21 protein-coding genes are annotated in these 16,663 nt (G+C 35.6%); 10 read left to right on the top strand and 11 right to left on the bottom strand.

Translation table 11 applies throughout. The features are described 5' to 3' along the window. Positions 1-48: 48 nt before the first annotated feature. The 7 genes from CY0110_RS30420 to CY0110_RS13205 all read right to left on the bottom strand — a co-directional run bounded on the left by CY0110_RS30420 (position 49) and on the right by CY0110_RS13205 (position 6,201). On the bottom strand, positions 49-219 hold the full coding sequence (locus CY0110_RS30420; protein WP_008275953.1) for a hypothetical protein: 171 nt from the start codon (positions 217-219) through the stop codon (positions 49-51). Between the two features lie 192 nt (positions 220-411). Further along, a complete protein-coding gene (kaiC, locus tag CY0110_RS13230; protein ID WP_008275952.1) occupies positions 412-1,899 on the bottom strand; it encodes a circadian clock protein KaiC in 1,488 nt (495 codons plus the stop codon). A 162-nt stretch (positions 1,900-2,061) separates the two neighbouring features. Next, positions 2,062-2,376, bottom strand: a complete 315-nt coding sequence (gene kaiB / locus CY0110_RS13225; RefSeq protein ID WP_007304489.1) for a circadian clock protein KaiB — start codon at positions 2,374-2,376, stop codon at positions 2,062-2,064. Between the two features lie 93 nt (positions 2,377-2,469). Further along, positions 2,470-3,375, bottom strand: a complete 906-nt coding sequence (locus CY0110_RS13220; RefSeq protein ID WP_035799393.1) for a circadian clock protein KaiA — start codon at positions 3,373-3,375, stop codon at positions 2,470-2,472. A 115-nt stretch (positions 3,376-3,490) separates the two neighbouring features. Then, positions 3,491-4,408 carry an alpha/beta hydrolase gene (locus CY0110_RS13215; RefSeq protein ID WP_008275950.1) on the bottom strand — a complete coding sequence of 306 codons (918 nt, stop codon included), beginning with the start codon at positions 4,406-4,408 and terminating at the stop codon, positions 3,491-3,493. A 14-nt stretch (positions 4,409-4,422) separates the two neighbouring features. Beyond that, positions 4,423-5,061: a phosphoribosylglycinamide formyltransferase gene (purN, locus tag CY0110_RS13210; RefSeq protein WP_008275949.1), complete on the bottom strand. Its 639-nt coding sequence runs from the start codon at positions 5,059-5,061 to the stop codon at positions 4,423-4,425. A 105-nt stretch (positions 5,062-5,166) separates the two neighbouring features. Continuing rightward, entirely contained in the window at positions 5,167-6,201 is a 1,035-nt protein-coding gene (locus CY0110_RS13205) for an aromatic ring-hydroxylating dioxygenase subunit alpha (protein WP_008275948.1), read from the bottom strand. 40 nt (positions 6,202-6,241) lie between these two features. Here CY0110_RS13205 and CY0110_RS13200 point away from each other — a divergent pair, with 40 nt between their 5' ends. The 3 genes from CY0110_RS13200 to CY0110_RS13190 all read left to right on the top strand — a co-directional run bounded on the left by CY0110_RS13200 (position 6,242) and on the right by CY0110_RS13190 (position 7,637). Then, on the top strand, positions 6,242-6,703 hold the full coding sequence (locus CY0110_RS13200) for a hypothetical protein (protein ID WP_008275947.1): 462 nt from the start codon (positions 6,242-6,244) through the stop codon (positions 6,701-6,703). A 14-nt stretch (positions 6,704-6,717) separates the two neighbouring features. Continuing rightward, a complete protein-coding gene (gene scpB / locus CY0110_RS13195; RefSeq protein ID WP_008275946.1) occupies positions 6,718-7,194 on the top strand; it encodes an SMC-Scp complex subunit ScpB in 477 nt (158 codons plus the stop codon). An 83-nt stretch (positions 7,195-7,277) separates the two neighbouring features. Beyond that, a complete protein-coding gene (locus CY0110_RS13190) occupies positions 7,278-7,637 on the top strand; it encodes a DUF760 domain-containing protein (protein ID WP_008275945.1) in 360 nt (119 codons plus the stop codon). An 87-nt stretch (positions 7,638-7,724) separates the two neighbouring features. On the opposite strand, the gene CY0110_RS31395 is transcribed toward CY0110_RS13190, so the two are convergent. After that, on the bottom strand, positions 7,725-7,856 hold the full coding sequence (locus tag CY0110_RS31395; RefSeq protein ID WP_008275944.1) for a hypothetical protein: 132 nt from the start codon (positions 7,854-7,856) through the stop codon (positions 7,725-7,727). 332 nt (positions 7,857-8,188) lie between these two features. Continuing rightward, positions 8,189-8,563, bottom strand: coding sequence for a hypothetical protein (locus CY0110_RS13185; RefSeq protein ID WP_008275943.1), 375 nt, complete (start codon positions 8,561-8,563; stop codon positions 8,189-8,191). 481 nt (positions 8,564-9,044) lie between these two features. Here CY0110_RS13185 and CY0110_RS13180 point away from each other — a divergent pair, with 481 nt between their 5' ends. The 3 genes from CY0110_RS13180 to CY0110_RS13170 all read left to right on the top strand — a co-directional run bounded on the left by CY0110_RS13180 (position 9,045) and on the right by CY0110_RS13170 (position 11,633). After that, positions 9,045-10,388, top strand: coding sequence for a type IV pilus twitching motility protein PilT (locus tag CY0110_RS13180; RefSeq protein ID WP_008275942.1), 1,344 nt, complete (start codon positions 9,045-9,047; stop codon positions 10,386-10,388). Positions 10,389-10,487: 99 nt separating this feature from the next. After that, on the top strand, positions 10,488-11,249 hold the full coding sequence (locus tag CY0110_RS13175; protein ID WP_008275941.1) for a circadian clock KaiB family protein: 762 nt from the start codon (positions 10,488-10,490) through the stop codon (positions 11,247-11,249). A gap of 63 nt (positions 11,250-11,312) precedes the next feature. Continuing rightward, entirely contained in the window at positions 11,313-11,633 is a 321-nt protein-coding gene (locus tag CY0110_RS13170) for a TMEM14 family protein (RefSeq protein ID WP_008275940.1), read from the top strand. Here CY0110_RS13170 and CY0110_RS13165 read toward each other — a convergent pair. Then, the gene (locus tag CY0110_RS13165) at positions 11,630-12,019 is read right to left on the bottom strand and encodes a hypothetical protein (RefSeq protein WP_008275939.1); all 390 of its coding nucleotides are present in this window, start codon (positions 12,017-12,019) and stop codon (positions 11,630-11,632) included. The genes CY0110_RS13170 and CY0110_RS13165 overlap by 4 nt on opposite strands. Positions 12,020-12,295: 276 nt before the next feature. Here CY0110_RS13165 and queA point away from each other — a divergent pair, with 276 nt between their 5' ends. Next, complete coding sequence (gene queA, locus CY0110_RS13160) at positions 12,296-13,378, top strand: tRNA preQ1(34) S-adenosylmethionine ribosyltransferase-isomerase QueA (protein ID WP_008275938.1); 1,083 nt, start codon at positions 12,296-12,298, stop codon at positions 13,376-13,378. Between the two features lie 73 nt (positions 13,379-13,451). Here the strand turns inward: queA and CY0110_RS13155 are convergent, their stop codons facing one another. Then, positions 13,452-14,582, bottom strand: a complete 1,131-nt coding sequence (locus CY0110_RS13155; protein ID WP_008275937.1) for an SUMF1/EgtB/PvdO family nonheme iron enzyme — start codon at positions 14,580-14,582, stop codon at positions 13,452-13,454. Positions 14,583-14,764: 182 nt separating this feature from the next. Between CY0110_RS13155 and CY0110_RS13150 the strand changes: the two genes are divergently transcribed. From CY0110_RS13150 to CY0110_RS13140, 3 genes are read left to right on the top strand one after another with little or no spacing between them, the layout of a single operon-like run. After that, entirely contained in the window at positions 14,765-15,712 is a 948-nt protein-coding gene (locus tag CY0110_RS13150; RefSeq protein WP_035799353.1) for an undecaprenyl-diphosphate phosphatase, read from the top strand. A 31-nt stretch (positions 15,713-15,743) separates the two neighbouring features. Continuing rightward, on the top strand, positions 15,744-15,995 hold the full coding sequence (locus tag CY0110_RS13145) for a CopG family antitoxin (RefSeq protein WP_008275935.1): 252 nt from the start codon (positions 15,744-15,746) through the stop codon (positions 15,993-15,995). Positions 15,996-16,011: 16 nt separating this feature from the next. Then, complete coding sequence (locus tag CY0110_RS13140) at positions 16,012-16,503, top strand: YcxB family protein (protein ID WP_008275934.1); 492 nt, start codon at positions 16,012-16,014, stop codon at positions 16,501-16,503. The last annotated feature ends 160 nt before the right edge of the window (positions 16,504-16,663 follow it).

Genomic DNA, 16,663 nt, shown 5'->3' with positions numbered 1-16,663 from the left:
AGTCTAAATCAATTAAAAATATGTATTATCTCTTCGTCAATGATCGCTTTAACTAACCACAAGATAGGCGATCACTGTTGTCATAAAAATAGTTTCTTTTTGTTTAAAAATAAATTCACTATAATCAGCCAGATTATCCAGTCCAATTAAATTGAGTAAAATTTCGCTGGCTATCCAAATAGAGGTTTGTAGGAATAGTTTTTTCCAAGACACTTTCATTGTTTTCCTCTCACATCAGAACGATCACCTAAATCAGTCATACTTTACGGTAGTGTGAAGTAAGGGGTTATGTCAGTCCCAAAATGATTAGAATTTTAACAGATTTGCTATTTTCTTGTTAAAGATTAAAGTAGAAAAAAATAGAAACTACGGGAAAAATATAGTAGTTTCCAAAAGTTTCTAAGACCTCAATTACTCTTCTGTTTTATCCTTTACCCCTCGAACAATACGGGATAATTCACTTTTCTCATCTATCGTAATACGACTAGGAGAACCACTAATAATCCGTTCATAATTACGGAAAGAATCTTGAATAATGGGACCATCTTGATTAATCATATATTCTCGGATACCTTTATCGTGCCAAGAGCCTCGCATTTTAAATACATTGATCGCCCGCGACATTTCCCCACGAATTTCTACATATTGCAGCATTAAAATGGTATCTGTAATCGTAGAAATATGGGATTCAGTGATAGAATGACCCCCCATAAATTGATCAGTAGTATTGGTAAAAAATCCTGTAATTTCTTCTTGTTTGGCATATCCTGTGACCCCAATCACAAACTGACGAAAGGCATTATTAGTCACACCTCTGGCTAAAGCCGATAAAGAATCAATAGCAATTCTAGAGGGTTTAAATTCAGAAATTTCTGATTTAATAATTTGTAAATGATCTTCTAAACCGGCTGATTCTGGATAGGTACATAATAATTTTAAGAGTCCTTTTCTTTCCATTTCTTCAAAGTCAATGCCCCAAGAAAAAGCATTACGAGATAACTGGGCCCGAGACTCTTCATAAGCAAACAAAATCGCCCTTTCTCCTTGACGACAACCCTCTTCTAAAAATTTACTGACTAATAAGGTTTTACCGGTTCCGGTTGCCCCCGTGGCTAGAATAATAGAGTCTTTAAAGAACCCACCACCACACATTTCATCTAAGGTTGCAACACCAGAAGAAACTCGCGCATTGGATGAGCGTTGCGTCAATCTCATTGCTCCTAATGGGAAGATATTAATTCCATCATTAGTGATAGTAAAAGGATATTCTCCTTTCATATGAGTTGTCCCCCGTAATTTAAGAATTTCAATGGTACGGCGACGACGTTCCCATTCTAAAACATTACGGACAATAATAACATTATCAGAAACGAATTCTTCTACTCCAAATCGGGCAATTTGTCCATATTCTTCTACTCTTTCCGTGGTTAAAATTGAGGTAACTCCTAATAGTTTTAAACGGGCAACAAGGCGAAAAATTTCCCGTCTTACCACAGAAGCAGCGTCGTATTGTTGAAAGACTGCGGTGACAGAATCAATGGAAACTAGCTTAGCTTTATATTTATTAATGGCATATTGTATCCGTTCAATTAAAGCCGATAAATCAAAATTTCCAACAACTTCTTGACCTTCTGGATCTGGGGACGCATCTAAAATAAACAATTGACCTTCATCGATTAATGCTTGTAAATCCCAACCAAAACTATAAGCATTTTCGATAATATCATGGGGAGATTCTTCAAAGGTAACAAACAGTCCAGGATAATCAAAATATTTAATACCATGATATAAAAATTGGACTGCTAAAAGGGTTTTTCCTGTTCCCGATGTTCCACTGGCTAATGTTGTTCTTCCTAAAGGTAATCCTCCATGAGTAATTTCGTCTAATCCTTCAATCATTGTGCGAATTTTACGAACACTTTAGGGGCTAATGGTTGTGGTCTATTTTCACGGGGAAGAGGTTGATTCATGACTGCTTTATAATCGTTTTATAATTAAATTAAAAGTGTGAAAGTTTATGGAAAATTGAAAGCGAAACCTTGAATCGAGTCCTACTATTTTTTAGGGATCATTTTCCCTTTCTCTAATTTCTTCATACAAAAGATCCAAGCCAATTAAGACTTTTTCTCTATCAGAAAGATCCCCAATAATTTTACGGACAGGGGGTGGTAAAATTTTTGCTAGGGTTGGGGTAGCCAAAATTTTGTCTTCTTCGGCCAGTTGAGGATTTTTTAAAACATCAATAACTTTCAAGGCATAAACCCCCTTAAATTCATCTTCGAGAATATTTTTTAAGGTTTTTAAAGCTCGCACGGAGTTAGGGGTATTACCTGCGACATAGAGTTTGAGAACATAGGTTTTTTTGAAGTCAATCATGGCTATCTATAGAGGAAGATCCTTTAAAAATATATCTCAGGTTTAAAGAATAGCAAGATTTATCTTAGTAGTATTTTATAATCTTTAACTACTTTAATCGATTTGATTTAATAAATCAAAAAGTAAGTCTCCTCTAGGAATGCAGCGACGATACATTTCTCCTAAGTGTGCTAAAATGTCAATAATGGTTAAGCGATAGTCTAAAAGAATTTCCTCGCTTCGTCCTTCCAATTTTAGTTGTTGAGAAAATTCGTCCATTAGTTCCATATGTATTTCTAACACGCGAGAAACGGAAATATCTGAGAAAAAAGCTTGGTTCACAAATTGATCAATGGCTTGATTAATGTCTGTTTCTTCGTCAAAATAATTCAAAATGATCTCCCGATAACTTGCCATTAATTGTTTCAGTAACTCCTGTTTATCTTCTGGAGAGAGATTTCGATAAAAATACTTAGGATTACGTTTATAATAAACCCCTAAATAGCCTAATCTTTCTTTGAGTTTCTCTGCTAAACGGCGTTGTTGAAGGAGTAAAAAACTTTGATTATTTTCTACTCTTATATCCCGTTGAGAAGATGAGGGTTCCTCACTAAGAAAACAACTCGGCCCTAAGTGTAAAAATTTGGTAATGGCACGATCAATAATCACTTGAATGTCATCCCACTCCTTCGCTTGATGATGCACTTCCGCACTATGATACAAAAAAGTGGGGGAGTCAACATTAACTGAAGATGCTGATGAGTCTTCTTCCTCCTCAAAAATAATGATGGGTAAGAGGGTTCCTTGTTCATACAGTTGGTTAAATAAAGGAAAAATAGAGGGTTCTTGTCTAACAATCAAACAATCTATGGTTTCACTATGCTCCTTTAGGAAAGGTACTAAGTCTTGTAGTTGATCGATGATATGTAAACGATAGCGATCGCTACTCAGATGATGGGTCAACAACTGAGTGAGATGTTTATCGCTGCTATAAAGACAAATTGATAGTCTGGTTTGCAATGGTCTGTCGATAGATAAAAACAAAGAGTGAGAGTAAAACTACTCTATAAGAAGTTAGCATAAATGTCTCTAGCTTGTAATTCTATTAGTCAAATTTCTCTACCCTACCATATTCTTAATCTAGTCCGTGGATTACTAATTCATAATAGTCTTGATGAATGGCTTCTAAAGCTTGATATAATCCTTCTGAATGTATCCATCCCACAAACCCGGCGTATAAACAGTCTTGTTGTTCACTGGCCACAAAAACATGAAGAATATTTAAGGGATTTTTCCACAATTTAATAGAAATTCCTCTTTCAAAATTTAGATAAGCTTTGGCTTTTTCAAAATCTCTGGAATGACCATCTGTCATCCCAGGAATCAATTGCAGTCTTTCAATCAAAACTGTGGGAAAATCTTTTTCAAATAAGGCAGGTGTTGGAGATGTTTTCCAAAATTTTTGAATAACATCTACTAAGATAGGATGATTCTTTAATTGACTATGAGAAATATTTGGTAAACAAACAAAATGACTATAGGATAATTTGGTCGATGAAATGGGAATAGTGCCATCACTACCATTATCAGTATTACCTGCTATTACCAATGTAGGCACAATCTTTGTGATTCTGTCTGCTTTTGAACGGCGACTTTTTCCTAAGTCTGAAGCAATACCAACTCCGATGGCCAACGGATCAATAATTCTGGCTAAATCCGCCCCACCCACGGGACAAGCAATTAATACTAAAGAGTGTATTTTTTCCCACCATTGAGGATTTTTGTGCAGCACTTCGAGCCAAATTAATCCCCCCATTGAATGACCAATAATTCGCCAAGGAGTTTGGGGATATTTTTCGATAATTTCTTCTGCTTTTTGGCTAACGATTTCAATTAATGGATCTATACTTAACCAAGTTTTTACCCATCCTAAATTGGGACTAATCATGATTGTTTTGTCATTGCCTAGTGTAGTGGCTAATTGACTTATTTCTTCATTGGTATCAGCCCATCCATGTTGGGTAAAAAGAATAAATTCAGGCAAATTATTCATAATTTATATATTTTTTATGGATATAGTTTTGCAGCTAAGGCAATAGCAAGGGGAAAAATTTTATGTTCTTGTTGTTGAATTCTAATGTGTAATGTTTCTGGGGTGTCGTTAGGTAAGATGGGGACAGCAGCTTGTAATAAAATAGGACCACTATCTACTGCTAAACTAGCTAAATGAACGGTACATCCTGTTATTTTAACCCCTGCTTCTAAAGCTTGTTCAACTGCTTTAATTCCCTTAAAACTGGGTAATAAACTAGGATGAATATTAATAACATGATGGGGAAATGCTTCTAGTAAGACAGGGGTGACGATTCTCATCCAACCTGCCATAATCACCCAATTAACTTGATAAGATTTAAACTGGTCTACAATGGCTTGATCTAAGTTTTCTCTACGCTTAAATTCTCGATGATTGAGTAATTTAGATTCAATATTGAAAGCTACTGCTTTTTCTTTGACTTTAGCTTGAGGATTATTATAAATCACAAGAGGTATTGTCGCGTTTAATTGTTGTTGATCAATAGCTTTAGCGATCGCTTCAAAGTTTGTCCCACTTCCTGATGCTAATATCCCTAATCTTAATGGCTTTTCTAGTTTCATATCTTCGCTATTTATTTGAGGAGAAATAAAACTAGGAGTGCTATTTTCCATAGTTGATTAATATTTAAAATTAAATTCTCTTTTTTTATATTACCATTTTTATTTTCCTTATTTTGCTCTTGATGTACATTTTTTTAAAATTCCATTAATGTTATTTTATTCTTGTTGTTCGACTTGTTTTTTGATCATTCTTTGAACAGCAGAAATTGTTGGATTAATTTCATACGTTGGTTTTAGTACTTGTTGAGTATACGCTTGTTGTTCTTGTTCTATCATGATAATATCTTGTTTCACTAATCCATCTAACATACTTTGTGCTGTTCCTGAGAGTTTATCTTTGATAAATTGTCGAAACCATCGCGGTAATTTATGTAATCGTCGAAAGGTATTTAAAGAAGTAAAATGAACTAAATAAGCTTTTGTATGGGTTAGACTGATAGGACAGAATAAACAATAAAGGGTAAAATCTTCTCCCAAAGTTGAACGCCAATGGGGATAATAATAAGTCACTATTAAAGGTTCAGGATGTAAAGAACGAAATTGAGTAAAAAATAATTGAGAAATCGACCAAATCTTATCAATTTTATAATAACTTTTAGCTTCATAAATGACTTTTACTTTTTCTTCATCAGTTGTTAATGTTTTTAGTTTGGCTTCTGTCCAAGCTTGATAATCGTTATGGAGATGACCATGATACATATCCATTAAATTTTCAATTAGAAAAGAAAAATGAGCCTGACAGTCAATGACAGAAATCGTATTAATATAATTAAGCTGTTCCCATTCAGGAATTCGTATTGGTTCAATTTTTTGTAATCCTAAAATTTGTTGACTTCCTAAATAAATCCAAATAAATCCATAACATTCTTTGACTGGATAAGCACTAATTTTACAATTAGGCAAGACTTGATTATCTAATAGATAAGGAATAAAAGTGCAGACACCCTTACTATCAAATTGCCATCCATGATAAGCGCATTCTAAAGAATTTTCAACGACTTTTCCCTCACTCAGTTTAACCTGACGATGAGGACAACGGTTATCTAATCCATGAATCTTTCCTTTACTATCTCGATAAAGTACAATGGAATGATACCATAACCTAACTTCAATTGGTTTGTTAGTCACTTCTATACTTTGTGCTACTACATACCAATGGTTTAAGTTAATTTCGCAAGTTCTAACATCCATGATTCAAGCAATATTAAACAATTAAACTGACTATAAAATTATGATTCAGGAGTGGATAAACGTTACAGGAATTATCACGAAAGGCCATCAAGTTGCATCGGGAATGACCAAAGATAGTCCTTATCCTCTAGGAACCATTGAGATGCAAACCCCTTGCTTTAAACAATTGGGGTTAGATATTTCTCGTTTCTTTCGAGGAACCTTAAACATTAATATTCGTCCTTATAAGTTTAAATTGTACAATCCTCAATATACCTTTGAAACTGTAAAATGGAATCCTAACTCTCCTTCTGAAACCTTTTCTTTTTCTTATTGTCAGGTTATTTATTACAAAGCAAAATATATCGGACTCCTTTACTATCCTCATCCTGAAACAAAACCCACTCATTTTCAAGATGATTCAACCCTAGAGATTTTAACCCACCCTCTTGATGGTATTAAATATGGTCAATCCATACAACTCAATTTGAATCCTAATGAAATTGATATTTTCTCTAATTAGAGGTAAATTAAAATATGATGAAATTAGCAACAAAAATTGAAGCAATTCTCTATCTCAAAGGTCAACCCTTAACCTTAATAGATATTGCTCAATGGGCTAACTGTGAAGTTGATACCGCGCAAGAAGCAGTGATGGAATTAATCTCTGATTATTCTTATCGTGATAGTGCCTTAGAAGTGGTAGAAACTGAAGCAGGATATAGTTTGCAATTACGTTCACTTTTTGATGACCTTACTGATAATATTATTCCAGCAGAACTAAGTAAAGGCGTTCTCAGAACTTTAGCAGCCATCGCTCTGAAAAATCCTATCGTCCAAACTGAATTAATCGAACTCAGAGGCAGCACAGCCTATCAGCACGTTCAAGAATTAGTTGAACTAGGTTTTGTCCGTAAACGTCGCCAAGAAAGCGGACGCTCTTACCTTTTAGAAGTTACCACAAAATTCCATCAATATTTTGAAATTGACCAATTTCCCCAATCTACAGATTAATTTTTAGCGATTTTTCCCAGTAGGGTTTATAGTGGGAAATATATAATAGTGGAACATAAGTCAACCCCAATTTTGGAGTTCTAATGGTATTCAACTTTGATTTTTTCGCTTCTGAACCAGAAGAACAAAACCCTAACACCCTAATTCAATACCTACAGCAACAGCATCCTGACACACTTTCTCGCATTGCTCAATCAGCTAGTCCTGAAATTCAACAAATTATCACACAAAATGTACAGGGATTAGTGGGAATGTTACCCTCAGGAGATTTTAACATTCAAGTCACCACTGATCGAGAAAATTTAGCTAATCTTCTTGCTTCGGCTATGATGACAGGGTATTTCCTCAGTCAAATGGAACAACGGAAAAACCTAGAAGCTAATCTATCTAATGTAGATTCTGTATCCTCTCATCCATCTGATGACTACAAAGACAAGGATTAATGGTGAGAGATGATCAACTTAGAGAGACAAGAAGTGAAGTTATAGCCTATCAGCTTCTTGTCCCCCGAAACAACCCCTGAACAGGGGTTAACCCCCTTTAGCAAAGCTTCCCATCACTAAGGCAGATAATAAAATTCCGGGGCTTAATAAAGCAATAAGTAAAAGTAGTTGGTCAATGGTCATAGTATACATCCAAACGTCAATAAGTTCTCCTGTCACGGTAACCTATTTTTCAACAAAATCTCCCTAATTAACTAAGTTTTAATATCAATCGGTGAAATATAATATTAGTATCAATAAAGTTATCAATTTAAGAATAAACGTAAACAAATGTAAAAAAAATGATTCAATGTAAACAAGTTATTCCCCTAATAACTAGCTTACTCAGTGTAGCTGTTATTACCTAGATACTATATCTTGAAAAAAACAATATTGACTCAACGACAAATGACAAATAATGATCATGAAAAAACCCGGTTGATAACCGGGCTGCACTAGCTTTTGGCTATAAAAAACGAAATCACTATCTAACAGATATTGCTATCCAATTCCTATTTAGCTAAATTACAAGTCAAGGGACAAGCAGCATAAATAGAAGTGTGAGAGGGAGTTGCGTCGCCGTGCAGCCATCTCAACCAATCAACCTCTTGGGGGTGAATTCCTTTAGCTGTCAATAGTGCTGCTCCCAAGAAAATCACTAATAAATTAATACCAACTAACGAGCCAACCACTAATAAAACGGCACTTACCGGTAAAACAGATTGTAAAACAACTGATGCTAATGCCCCAAATGTTGCCATTAAAACAACGAGGGGAAAGCCAACAACCAATAAGCAAACGATTAACGTAAAACTCCAAAGTAAGAAGCTCTTAACGAATGTTAAAGAGTCAACTTTTCCTAATCCAGTTTTTTGTGCAATTTCCATATCTTCCTCCAAAGCAAACCAGTAACTTTATCTATTTTTGTAGATAACGCTGTGTCAATCAGTATAGATAATCTCAGAGATAAAATGAGCTTATCGAAAAAAAAATTTACATTCAAAGGTTACTTTATGGGTTAAAGATTGCAAAATGTTGCAAACACATTTGATCTCAACGAAATTATCGGGGATCAAGCTTATCTTTATAGAATTGAATGTAATCTTTTGTAATAGTCATTGATATTGAAAGAACTGTAGCTAATGCTACAACAGTCATTTTTTCTTTTCAATCATTCAATCAAAGGACTAAATTAATATTTCTTAAAGTTGAGCAGGAATTTTTTCAGAAATAAAAGAAAGATTGAGCAAAAAACAGCCCTGACCTAACTTTTTTCAGAAATTTTGGGAATACTATCTATACCAGATCACCTGACACAAGATTGTAAAGAACTGTTCAACCTAACGTATTTTTAAGCAAAAAAAGATCATGACCCAATCTCAACGTCCTTCCTTACCCCCTTTGCCTCCGCCTCCCATGCCTCCCGTTAAAGATTTGGCAGAACCTAACATGGACATGATGGAAATAGGAGAAGCCTCAGATGATATAGGCACCCAATTTATGCCAGCTTCTCCTATGACTCCAGATGTACCAAGTCCGGCAGCAGTGGCTACAGCCCCTAAAACCCCAACAGAAACACCTCCGCCCCCTGCGATGCCATCACCACCTCCCTTACCAACAACCCCCCCAAAAAGTTTTGGTCGTTCTCCTGGCCAACCCAGTTTGGCTGAATTAGTTCGTCATGCTTTTGATGAAGGATTTTCCGATGTTCACCTAGGAGTCGGAGAAAAACCCCGAATGCGCGATCGCGGTGAAATGGTGATTCTCGAATATCCAGAAATTGACGAAAATACCTTTATGAGTTGGTTACGAGAAATTCTCAAAGAAGATGAAATTCAACGCTTTAAAAAGGAATTAGAGTTTGATGGGGCAACCCAGTATGACTTTGCTAGGGTTCGGATCAATATCTTTGATAGTTTACGGGGAGCAGCGATGGTACTGCGTTTAATTCCCCTGAAAATCCTCACCATGGAACAATTACGTTTGCCTATGGTATTTCAGGATATTTCTGATTCTCATAAAGGGTTAATTCTAGTAACGGGGCCAACCGGTTCAGGTAAATCTACCACCATGGCTGCGATGGTGGACTACATTAACAAAGAACATCCTAAAAATATCATTACTATTGAAGATCCGGTGGAATTTGTCCATCAAAGTCGTCGCTCATTGATTAAACAACGGGAAGTAGGGATGCACACCCTCAAGTTTGATAATGCCCTTAAAGCAGCCTTACGGGAAGATCCAGACATCATCCTGGTGGGGGAAATGCGAGATAAAGAAACGGTCAATACAGCACTCAAAGCAGCCCAAACAGGTCACTTAGTCATGGGAACCCTCCATACGAATAGTGCGGTGAAAACTTTAGAACGGATTTTAAGTTTATATAATGCTGAAGAACGGGAAGCGATGCGAGTGGCGATCGCAGAATCTTTGGTGGCTATTATTGCTCAAGGGTTATGTCGGACAACTGACGGAAAACGGGCTGCTTACCATGATATTTTGATTAACACAGAAACAGTTAAAGACTACATTATTCAAGGGAAAAACGACGAAATCCTTGAGTTAATGAAGGATGGTGAATTTGATGGCATGATTACCACTAATCAGGCTCTATTCAATCTCTATCAAGAGGGACGAATTACTGAAGAAACCGCTTTAGAATTATCTCCAACCCCCAACGAAATTGCTATGATGTTAAGGGGTCGAATCTAGAAAAAACCCTAAAGAAATTGGGATGAAGGATAAATATGGGTTATAAAAGAATCAAGTCTTCCTTCATCCTATCTGTAATTCCTCTAGAAAATAACGAGCATGGCCGAAACAACAAAAGTTGTACCGGACTTGTTTAAAGGTATTGCTCTTTTTACCCCAGGTGGTGATCTCGTTTATTGTCTCGATAGCAACAAACAAGTTCATTGGCATTCTCAATTATGCCTAGTTTTACAAGAATTATTGAAGTTACCAGAGCCACCTCATTTCCTTGTTCCTGGCTATACGGCTACTGTTGACCGTTGGTTTTGTACCAGGGAAAAGAAGATAAAAACAGTTGCAGAGCTTTATCCTGCAGTCCGTCGGTACGAACCGTTATTAAATGTTCTTTTTAATCTCAAGAACGTGACTTGGCAAACAGCAGATTGGCAAGAAGAAGCGTGTAATCCTGTTGTTGTTGAAACCTATTGTTCTCGCTTCCCTCAACTTTGGGAAAACCATGATTTGTTGGTGCGTTTAGACGAACGTTGGGAAAAGGAGCTAAAAAACCAATTTAAGCCTGTCAATATTCAGCAAAAAGATCAATTTGAAAACAATCAAGGCTATATATTGCGCCTTTTTGTGTCAGGTAATCATCCTTCTACTAAGCAAACCTTAAGAAAGATTCATCGTTTACTTGAAACACAATTAAGCCATCCTTACACTCTAAAAGTCATCGATATTGCTAAACACCCGGAAATAGCAGAAACCCATAATGTTTCTGCAACACCTACTTTGGTGCGTGTTTGGCCGCAACCAACAAGACGTATTGTCGGAGAATTAAACAATTTATCTAGGATTTTACAATTAATTACCACCAATTAGCTTAGGTCAGCTATTATTTATCGGTTCTAAACGATTAGAAGAACTCTATCCCACCATTATTTGATGGATAATCTAAATTTGACAACAATAGCCACCTTAATTTACGGAATTTTGTTATTTATCGGTGGCATTATCGGTTATATCAAGGCTAGGAGCAAACCTTCTTTAATTTCTGGTGTTCTAAGCAGTTTACTCTTATTGCTAAGTGCTTTTCTTCAATGGCAACAAGTAGCAGTAGGATTGATTCTGGCTCAAATTATCACCATTCTCCTAGCGATTGTCTTTCTCATTAGGCTATGGAAAACGCGAAAATTGATGCCAGCCGGATTAATGGTGATGATTAGTGTAGCTGTGTTAATTATTTTGTTTCAAACAACGAGTTAAGCTAAGGTTTCGGGACAATAACCTAATCCTCTGGTAAATTGCTGGCGAAACGCTTCAATATCACTGCTATCTGGTGAACCATGAGAGACAATCGCCACTTGATAACGACTCATAACATCAATAGGAGATTGGCCAGTTTCTAAACTCCAGAACACCATTTGTAAGCGAATTTCCAACTCGTAAGGAATGCCTAATTCATTCATAAAAGCTTTGAAGTCACCGTGTTGTTGCGGAGTCAAAGGTTGTTTAAACTTAATTTTGATAATCCAACCATTAATTTGATGGATAACCGTCATTAAGCAAAGAGACGAATCATACTTTCGTTGTAAATATTCAATCACTCGTAGCGTTAGACTCGCATTGGCTAAAAAATAAATATAGTCCATTATTTTCCCCCTTAATTTTTCTGCTAAACAATTCCTCTAGCTCTAGTGTGCCAATGATCGTTCGATTTGTTATAGGGGAGTCCCCCCCTATTTTCCTTATATTCTATGGGGGAAACTACCCAACTAGGTAACAATTCCCATAGGTATATGTAGATAGTGATAGGAAGATTAGCTTATTATGGGGAAAACACCGAATGGATTCCCAAATTGTGTATCTTATTTTACATATTCCTTTTAGCATATAACACATGAACCTGTTTTGGGAACTGTCATTTTATGAGTAGTGATTATTTATTATCGAGTTACGATTATTATTTACCCCCAGAATTGATTGCCCAAAATCCCATGACTCCTAGAGACGAGTCGCGGTTATTGGTGATTAATTCTCTCAGAACCCATACCCATAGTATTTTCCGAGACTTACCTGAGTGGCTATCCCCTGGGGATTTATTAGTTTTTAATAATACTCGCGTTATTCCTGCACGACTTTATGGAAAAAAAGCGACAGGTGCGCCGGTGGAAATTTTATTATTAGAAGAGAAAGAGCCTTTATGTTGGTTAGCTTTAGTTAAACCTGGAAAACGCTTTAAGATTGGCAGTGAAATTTATTTTTATTTAGATAATAATGATTGTAGTCAAGATAATTTTTTAGTCGCTACTGTTGTAGATAGAGATGAAGAAACAGGCGGAAGGTTATTAAAGTTTAAGGTAAATTCTCTTGATGTATTTTGGAAAAAAATAGAAGAACTTGGTCAAATTCCTTTTCCCCCTTATGTGACTGAATCTAAGGCTGCTCCTTCTCAATATCAAACTATTTATGCTCAAAAACCAGGAGCAGTTGCTGCACCCACAGCAGGGTTGCATTTTACCGATAAACTATTAGAAAATTTACAACAAAAAGGAATTAATCAAGCTTATATTACTCTGCACGTCGGTTTAGGTACGTTTCGTCCCGTTGACATCGAAAATATCAAAGAACATAAGATGCACCAAGAATGGATAGAACTCCCAGAAATAACTGTCGAAAAAATAAAAGAAACAAAAGCTAATGGTGGCCGAGTTATTGCAGTAGGAACAACTGTAGTAAGGACATTAGAAGGGGCTGCAAAAGCAGCAGAAATGGAAGGCAAACAAGGTTTAATACCTTATAGAGATAAAACAGATATTTTTATCTATCCTGGTTATTCTTGGCGTGTTATCGATGGGCTAATTACCAATTTTCACTTACCAAAATCTAGTTTATTGATGTTAGTCAGTGCCTTAATTGGTAGAGAACGATTGTTAGAGTTATATCAAATAGCTATCGAAGAAAAGTATCGTTTTTATTCTTTTGGAGATGGAATGTTGATTCTATTATAGTTTTATTAAAAAATCAATTGTAGTATAAAGTTAGAATTTAGAATTGATGTTTTGCGCTAATTCTAAATTCCTTTTATGCCATCAACATCACCCGAAACCCAATTTGACTAACCCCAACCCCTTGAGGATGATAGGCGTAACGAGAAGCAGAACGACAATGATAAGCATCCTCATCCCAGGAACCTCCTCTTAAGACACGGCGAGTTTCTTGTTGAGAAGATGAGCGAGGTTTTCCTGATTTAGAAGCATCTTCATAGCTAGAATACCAAGCATCAGCGCACCATTCCCAAACGTTACCATGTAGATCATATAACCCGAAACTATTGGGATAAAATGCGCTCACTGATGTGGTTTCTTGACGATAAATACTAGAACTTTCCCCTGCATATAAACGTTTAGCCATATAATTAGCCAAATAACCCGTTAACGTTAGTCCAAAATAAAATGGAGTGGCAGTGCCTCCCCGACAGGCATATTCCCATTGTGCTTCGCTGGGAAGTTGATAAAGACGTTGAGTATATTGAGTGAGGCGATCGCAAAATTCTACTGCATCTTCCCAGGAAATGGACTCGACTGGGCGATCAATTCCTTTAAAACCAGAGGGTTCAAGGACTAAATCTCGGTTAACTTTAGGATATTGAGCGACAATTTCCCATTGTTTTTGGGTAATGGGAAATTTCCCTAAGAAAAACCCTTCTAAAGTAACTGAATGTTGGGGTTGCTCACACACTTGAGATCCAGGTTCATCAGGTGTTGATCCCATCAGAAACGTTCCCCCAGGAATATAAATCATCTCTAAAATATTCCCATCTCCCAAATCTTCCTTAAAACCTTGGGACTCCCCCTTAATCCGTTCTAAAATAGTTCCCGTTTCATCAACAATTGGTCTTTCAAAAGAAAATTCTTGTAGCGGAGGTGTTTTAACCGATAGGATAGGTTGAGATTTTTTCTCTTTTTCTTTGGGAACAATGACCTTAGAAGGTTTATCAGATATTGAAGAAGATTCTAGACTATCAAGCCGTTTTTCAATGTTCAACAGTCTTTCTTCAATTGAAGATGGTTTTTCTTTTTCATCTGTTTCTAGATATTGAGATAAAGCATGAGTGATCACCTTAGACTTAGGAAGACCAACAGCATTAGTATGAGCTAATAATTTTTCATATAATTTCGGCGGTATTCTCACACTAACCTGAATATTACTCATAAGAATGAAGAGAAGAACTTAACAATTAACGATAACGATCTGCAAGCATAACAAATTTTTCTCAATTTTTACAATCGTTTTCCTTTTCTTAATGTCAGTTAAGAAAATTGATTCTTAGTTGAATCCGATTTGACCAACTTAATGATAGAATCTCTGAGACTTTACCCCAAAAATGCGAAGCCATGATGCAACTTAAACCCCGAACCCTCAGACTATTTAATCTTATTGCTTTGAGTAGCGGGTTAATTTTCCTCTTATCTCATGTTACCCTTGCTCAAGGAGAATCCTCTGATCATGCGATCGCTAAATTTAATTGGTTTCAAGCCGTTATTTTGGGCATGGTACAGGGATTAACGGAATTTTTACCTATTAGTAGCACTGCCCATTTAAAAGTGGTTCCTGTAGCGTTAGGATGGGGTGATCCAGGGGTGGCTTTTACAGCAGTGATTCAGTTAGGCAGTATTGCTGCGGTGTTATGGTATTTTTGGTCAGATTTAAGTCAAATTACCAAAGGAATGATAAAAGCGATTCGCAAATCTGATTATCAATCCCATGATTTTCGGTTAGGGGTAGGTATCGCTTTGGGAACCTTACCCATTGTCTTTTGTGGTTTATTAATGAAACTGTTGATTAGGGATTTAGATAACTCCCCTTTACGCAGTATTGGAGTAATTGCTGGTGCTTCTATCGTAATGGCTTTGTTGTTAGCTTTATCGGAAAAAATAAGCACCCATAAACGCAGTTTTAAGGAATTAAGTTGGCAAGATGGACTATTAATGGGTTTAGCTCAATCCTTAGCTTTAATTCCTGGGGTATCTCGTTCGGGATCAACTATAACCTCTGGTTTATTTCTCAATTTAGAAAGAGCAACCGCAGCGAGATTTTCTTTTTTATTAGGAATTCCAGCGATTACTTTAGCCGGGTTAGTGGAGTTAAAAGAGGTGTTTGATGTGGGACTTTCTAATGATATTATTGTCCCGTTGATTGTGGGGGTTATTTCTTCTGCTATCTTTTCTTATTTAGCGATCGCTTGGTTAATTCGTTATTTACAAAAACAAGATACTTGGATTTTTGTTTGGTATCGTTTAGGATTTGGTATATTTATTTTAGGTTCTATGTTTTTTAGTTAAACAAAAAATGTTATCAAAAATGGAGGAAATCATGAACTCTAATCAAATTCTTAAAACTGACTCAATTGAAGAACTAGCTAATTTTTGGGATAGTCATGATCTAACAGATTTTGAAAATCAATTAGAAGAAGTAAGAGAGCCTGTTTTTGAAAGAGAAGCATTAATTTCTATTAGTTTACAACCTCAGGAAATGGCAAAGATTAAAGAAATAGCTAAAGCGCAAGGAGTTAGTTATAATGATCTGATTAAACAATGGGTTGCAGAAAAAATGTCTCAAGTTTAATTTTTAAAATAAATCTATGGAAAAACTCACTATTACTTACCGTTTACAAGACTACTTAGAAGCTAATATTATTCATAATAAGCAGTTATTGATATTGTATAAGATTTTTGGTAGTTTAATGTCAATTATAATTTTTCTTCATATTTTATATTTATACATATTAAAAGAACCAATTGGCTGGATTAATGTATTCTTTTTAGTATTTTTTCTATTGTTTATGAACTATGAAAAAACATTTTTTTTATTACAGATTAAAAGTCTATTTAAACAACAAAAGAAATACTTTGAGCAAGTTGAGATTGTGTTAACAGAAACAGAAATTGTCGAAAAAACTTCTTATTCTGAGTCTAAATTTTATTGGATATATAAACATAATAAAACGCCTAAAATGCTTCTCATTTATATAAATTCACAAGGATTTATAATTATTCCCAAAAAATATTGTTCAAACGATCAACAATATGAAAATATTTGTAATCTAGTAGCGAATTTTCCTCAAGGTAATTAACATAATTAATTGATCTTGATATGGTATGAACTCTCCTTTTCCTTTTTGCTTCAAATAATATTCTTCATCTTTATATGAAAAGTAGGGTGGGCATTGCCCACCTTATAATAACACGATAGTCTTCTATTTACTATTTCTATCAATCTTTTAAGAGATTAGC

Source organism: Crocosphaera chwakensis CCY0110 (assembly GCF_000169335.1).
Lineage (GTDB): Bacteria > Cyanobacteriota > Cyanobacteriia > Cyanobacteriales > Microcystaceae > Crocosphaera > Crocosphaera chwakensis.
The sequence above is the reverse complement of the archived record's forward strand: the minus strand, read 5'-3'. Positions and strand labels throughout refer to the sequence as shown.

What these genes read in the sequence shown, in the direction of transcription:
- CY0110_RS30420 (WP_008275953.1), bottom strand. Translation starts at nt 219, where the DNA reads ATGAAAGTGTCTTGGAAAAAACTATTCCTACAAACCTCTATTTGGATA.
- kaiC (WP_008275952.1), bottom strand. Translation starts at nt 1,899, where the DNA reads ATGATTGAAGGATTAGACGAAATTACTCATGGAGGATTACCTTTAGGA.
- kaiB (WP_007304489.1), bottom strand. Translation starts at nt 2,376, where the DNA reads ATGATTGACTTCAAAAAAACCTATGTTCTCAAACTCTATGTCGCAGGT.
- CY0110_RS13215 (WP_008275950.1), bottom strand. Translation starts at nt 4,408, where the DNA reads ATGAATAATTTGCCTGAATTTATTCTTTTTACCCAACATGGATGGGCT.
- purN (WP_008275949.1), bottom strand. Translation starts at nt 5,061, where the DNA reads ATGGAAAATAGCACTCCTAGTTTTATTTCTCCTCAAATAAATAGCGAA.
- CY0110_RS13205 (WP_008275948.1), bottom strand. Translation starts at nt 6,201, where the DNA reads ATGGATGTTAGAACTTGCGAAATTAACTTAAACCATTGGTATGTAGTA.
- CY0110_RS13200 (WP_008275947.1), top strand. Translation starts at nt 6,242, where the DNA reads ATGATTCAGGAGTGGATAAACGTTACAGGAATTATCACGAAAGGCCAT.
- scpB (WP_008275946.1), top strand. Translation starts at nt 6,718, where the DNA reads ATGATGAAATTAGCAACAAAAATTGAAGCAATTCTCTATCTCAAAGGT.
- CY0110_RS13190 (WP_008275945.1), top strand. Translation starts at nt 7,278, where the DNA reads ATGGTATTCAACTTTGATTTTTTCGCTTCTGAACCAGAAGAACAAAAC.
- CY0110_RS13185 (WP_008275943.1), bottom strand. Translation starts at nt 8,563, where the DNA reads ATGGAAATTGCACAAAAAACTGGATTAGGAAAAGTTGACTCTTTAACA.
- CY0110_RS13180 (WP_008275942.1), top strand. Translation starts at nt 9,045, where the DNA reads ATGACCCAATCTCAACGTCCTTCCTTACCCCCTTTGCCTCCGCCTCCC.
- CY0110_RS13175 (WP_008275941.1), top strand. Translation starts at nt 10,488, where the DNA reads ATGGCCGAAACAACAAAAGTTGTACCGGACTTGTTTAAAGGTATTGCT.
- CY0110_RS13170 (WP_008275940.1), top strand. Translation starts at nt 11,313, where the DNA reads ATGGATAATCTAAATTTGACAACAATAGCCACCTTAATTTACGGAATT.
- CY0110_RS13165 (WP_008275939.1), bottom strand. Translation starts at nt 12,019, where the DNA reads ATGGACTATATTTATTTTTTAGCCAATGCGAGTCTAACGCTACGAGTG.
- queA (WP_008275938.1), top strand. Translation starts at nt 12,296, where the DNA reads ATGAGTAGTGATTATTTATTATCGAGTTACGATTATTATTTACCCCCA.
- CY0110_RS13155 (WP_008275937.1), bottom strand. Translation starts at nt 14,582, where the DNA reads ATGAGTAATATTCAGGTTAGTGTGAGAATACCGCCGAAATTATATGAA.
- CY0110_RS13150 (WP_035799353.1), top strand. Translation starts at nt 14,765, where the DNA reads ATGATGCAACTTAAACCCCGAACCCTCAGACTATTTAATCTTATTGCT.
- CY0110_RS13145 (WP_008275935.1), top strand. Translation starts at nt 15,744, where the DNA reads ATGAACTCTAATCAAATTCTTAAAACTGACTCAATTGAAGAACTAGCT.
- CY0110_RS13140 (WP_008275934.1), top strand. Translation starts at nt 16,012, where the DNA reads ATGGAAAAACTCACTATTACTTACCGTTTACAAGACTACTTAGAAGCT.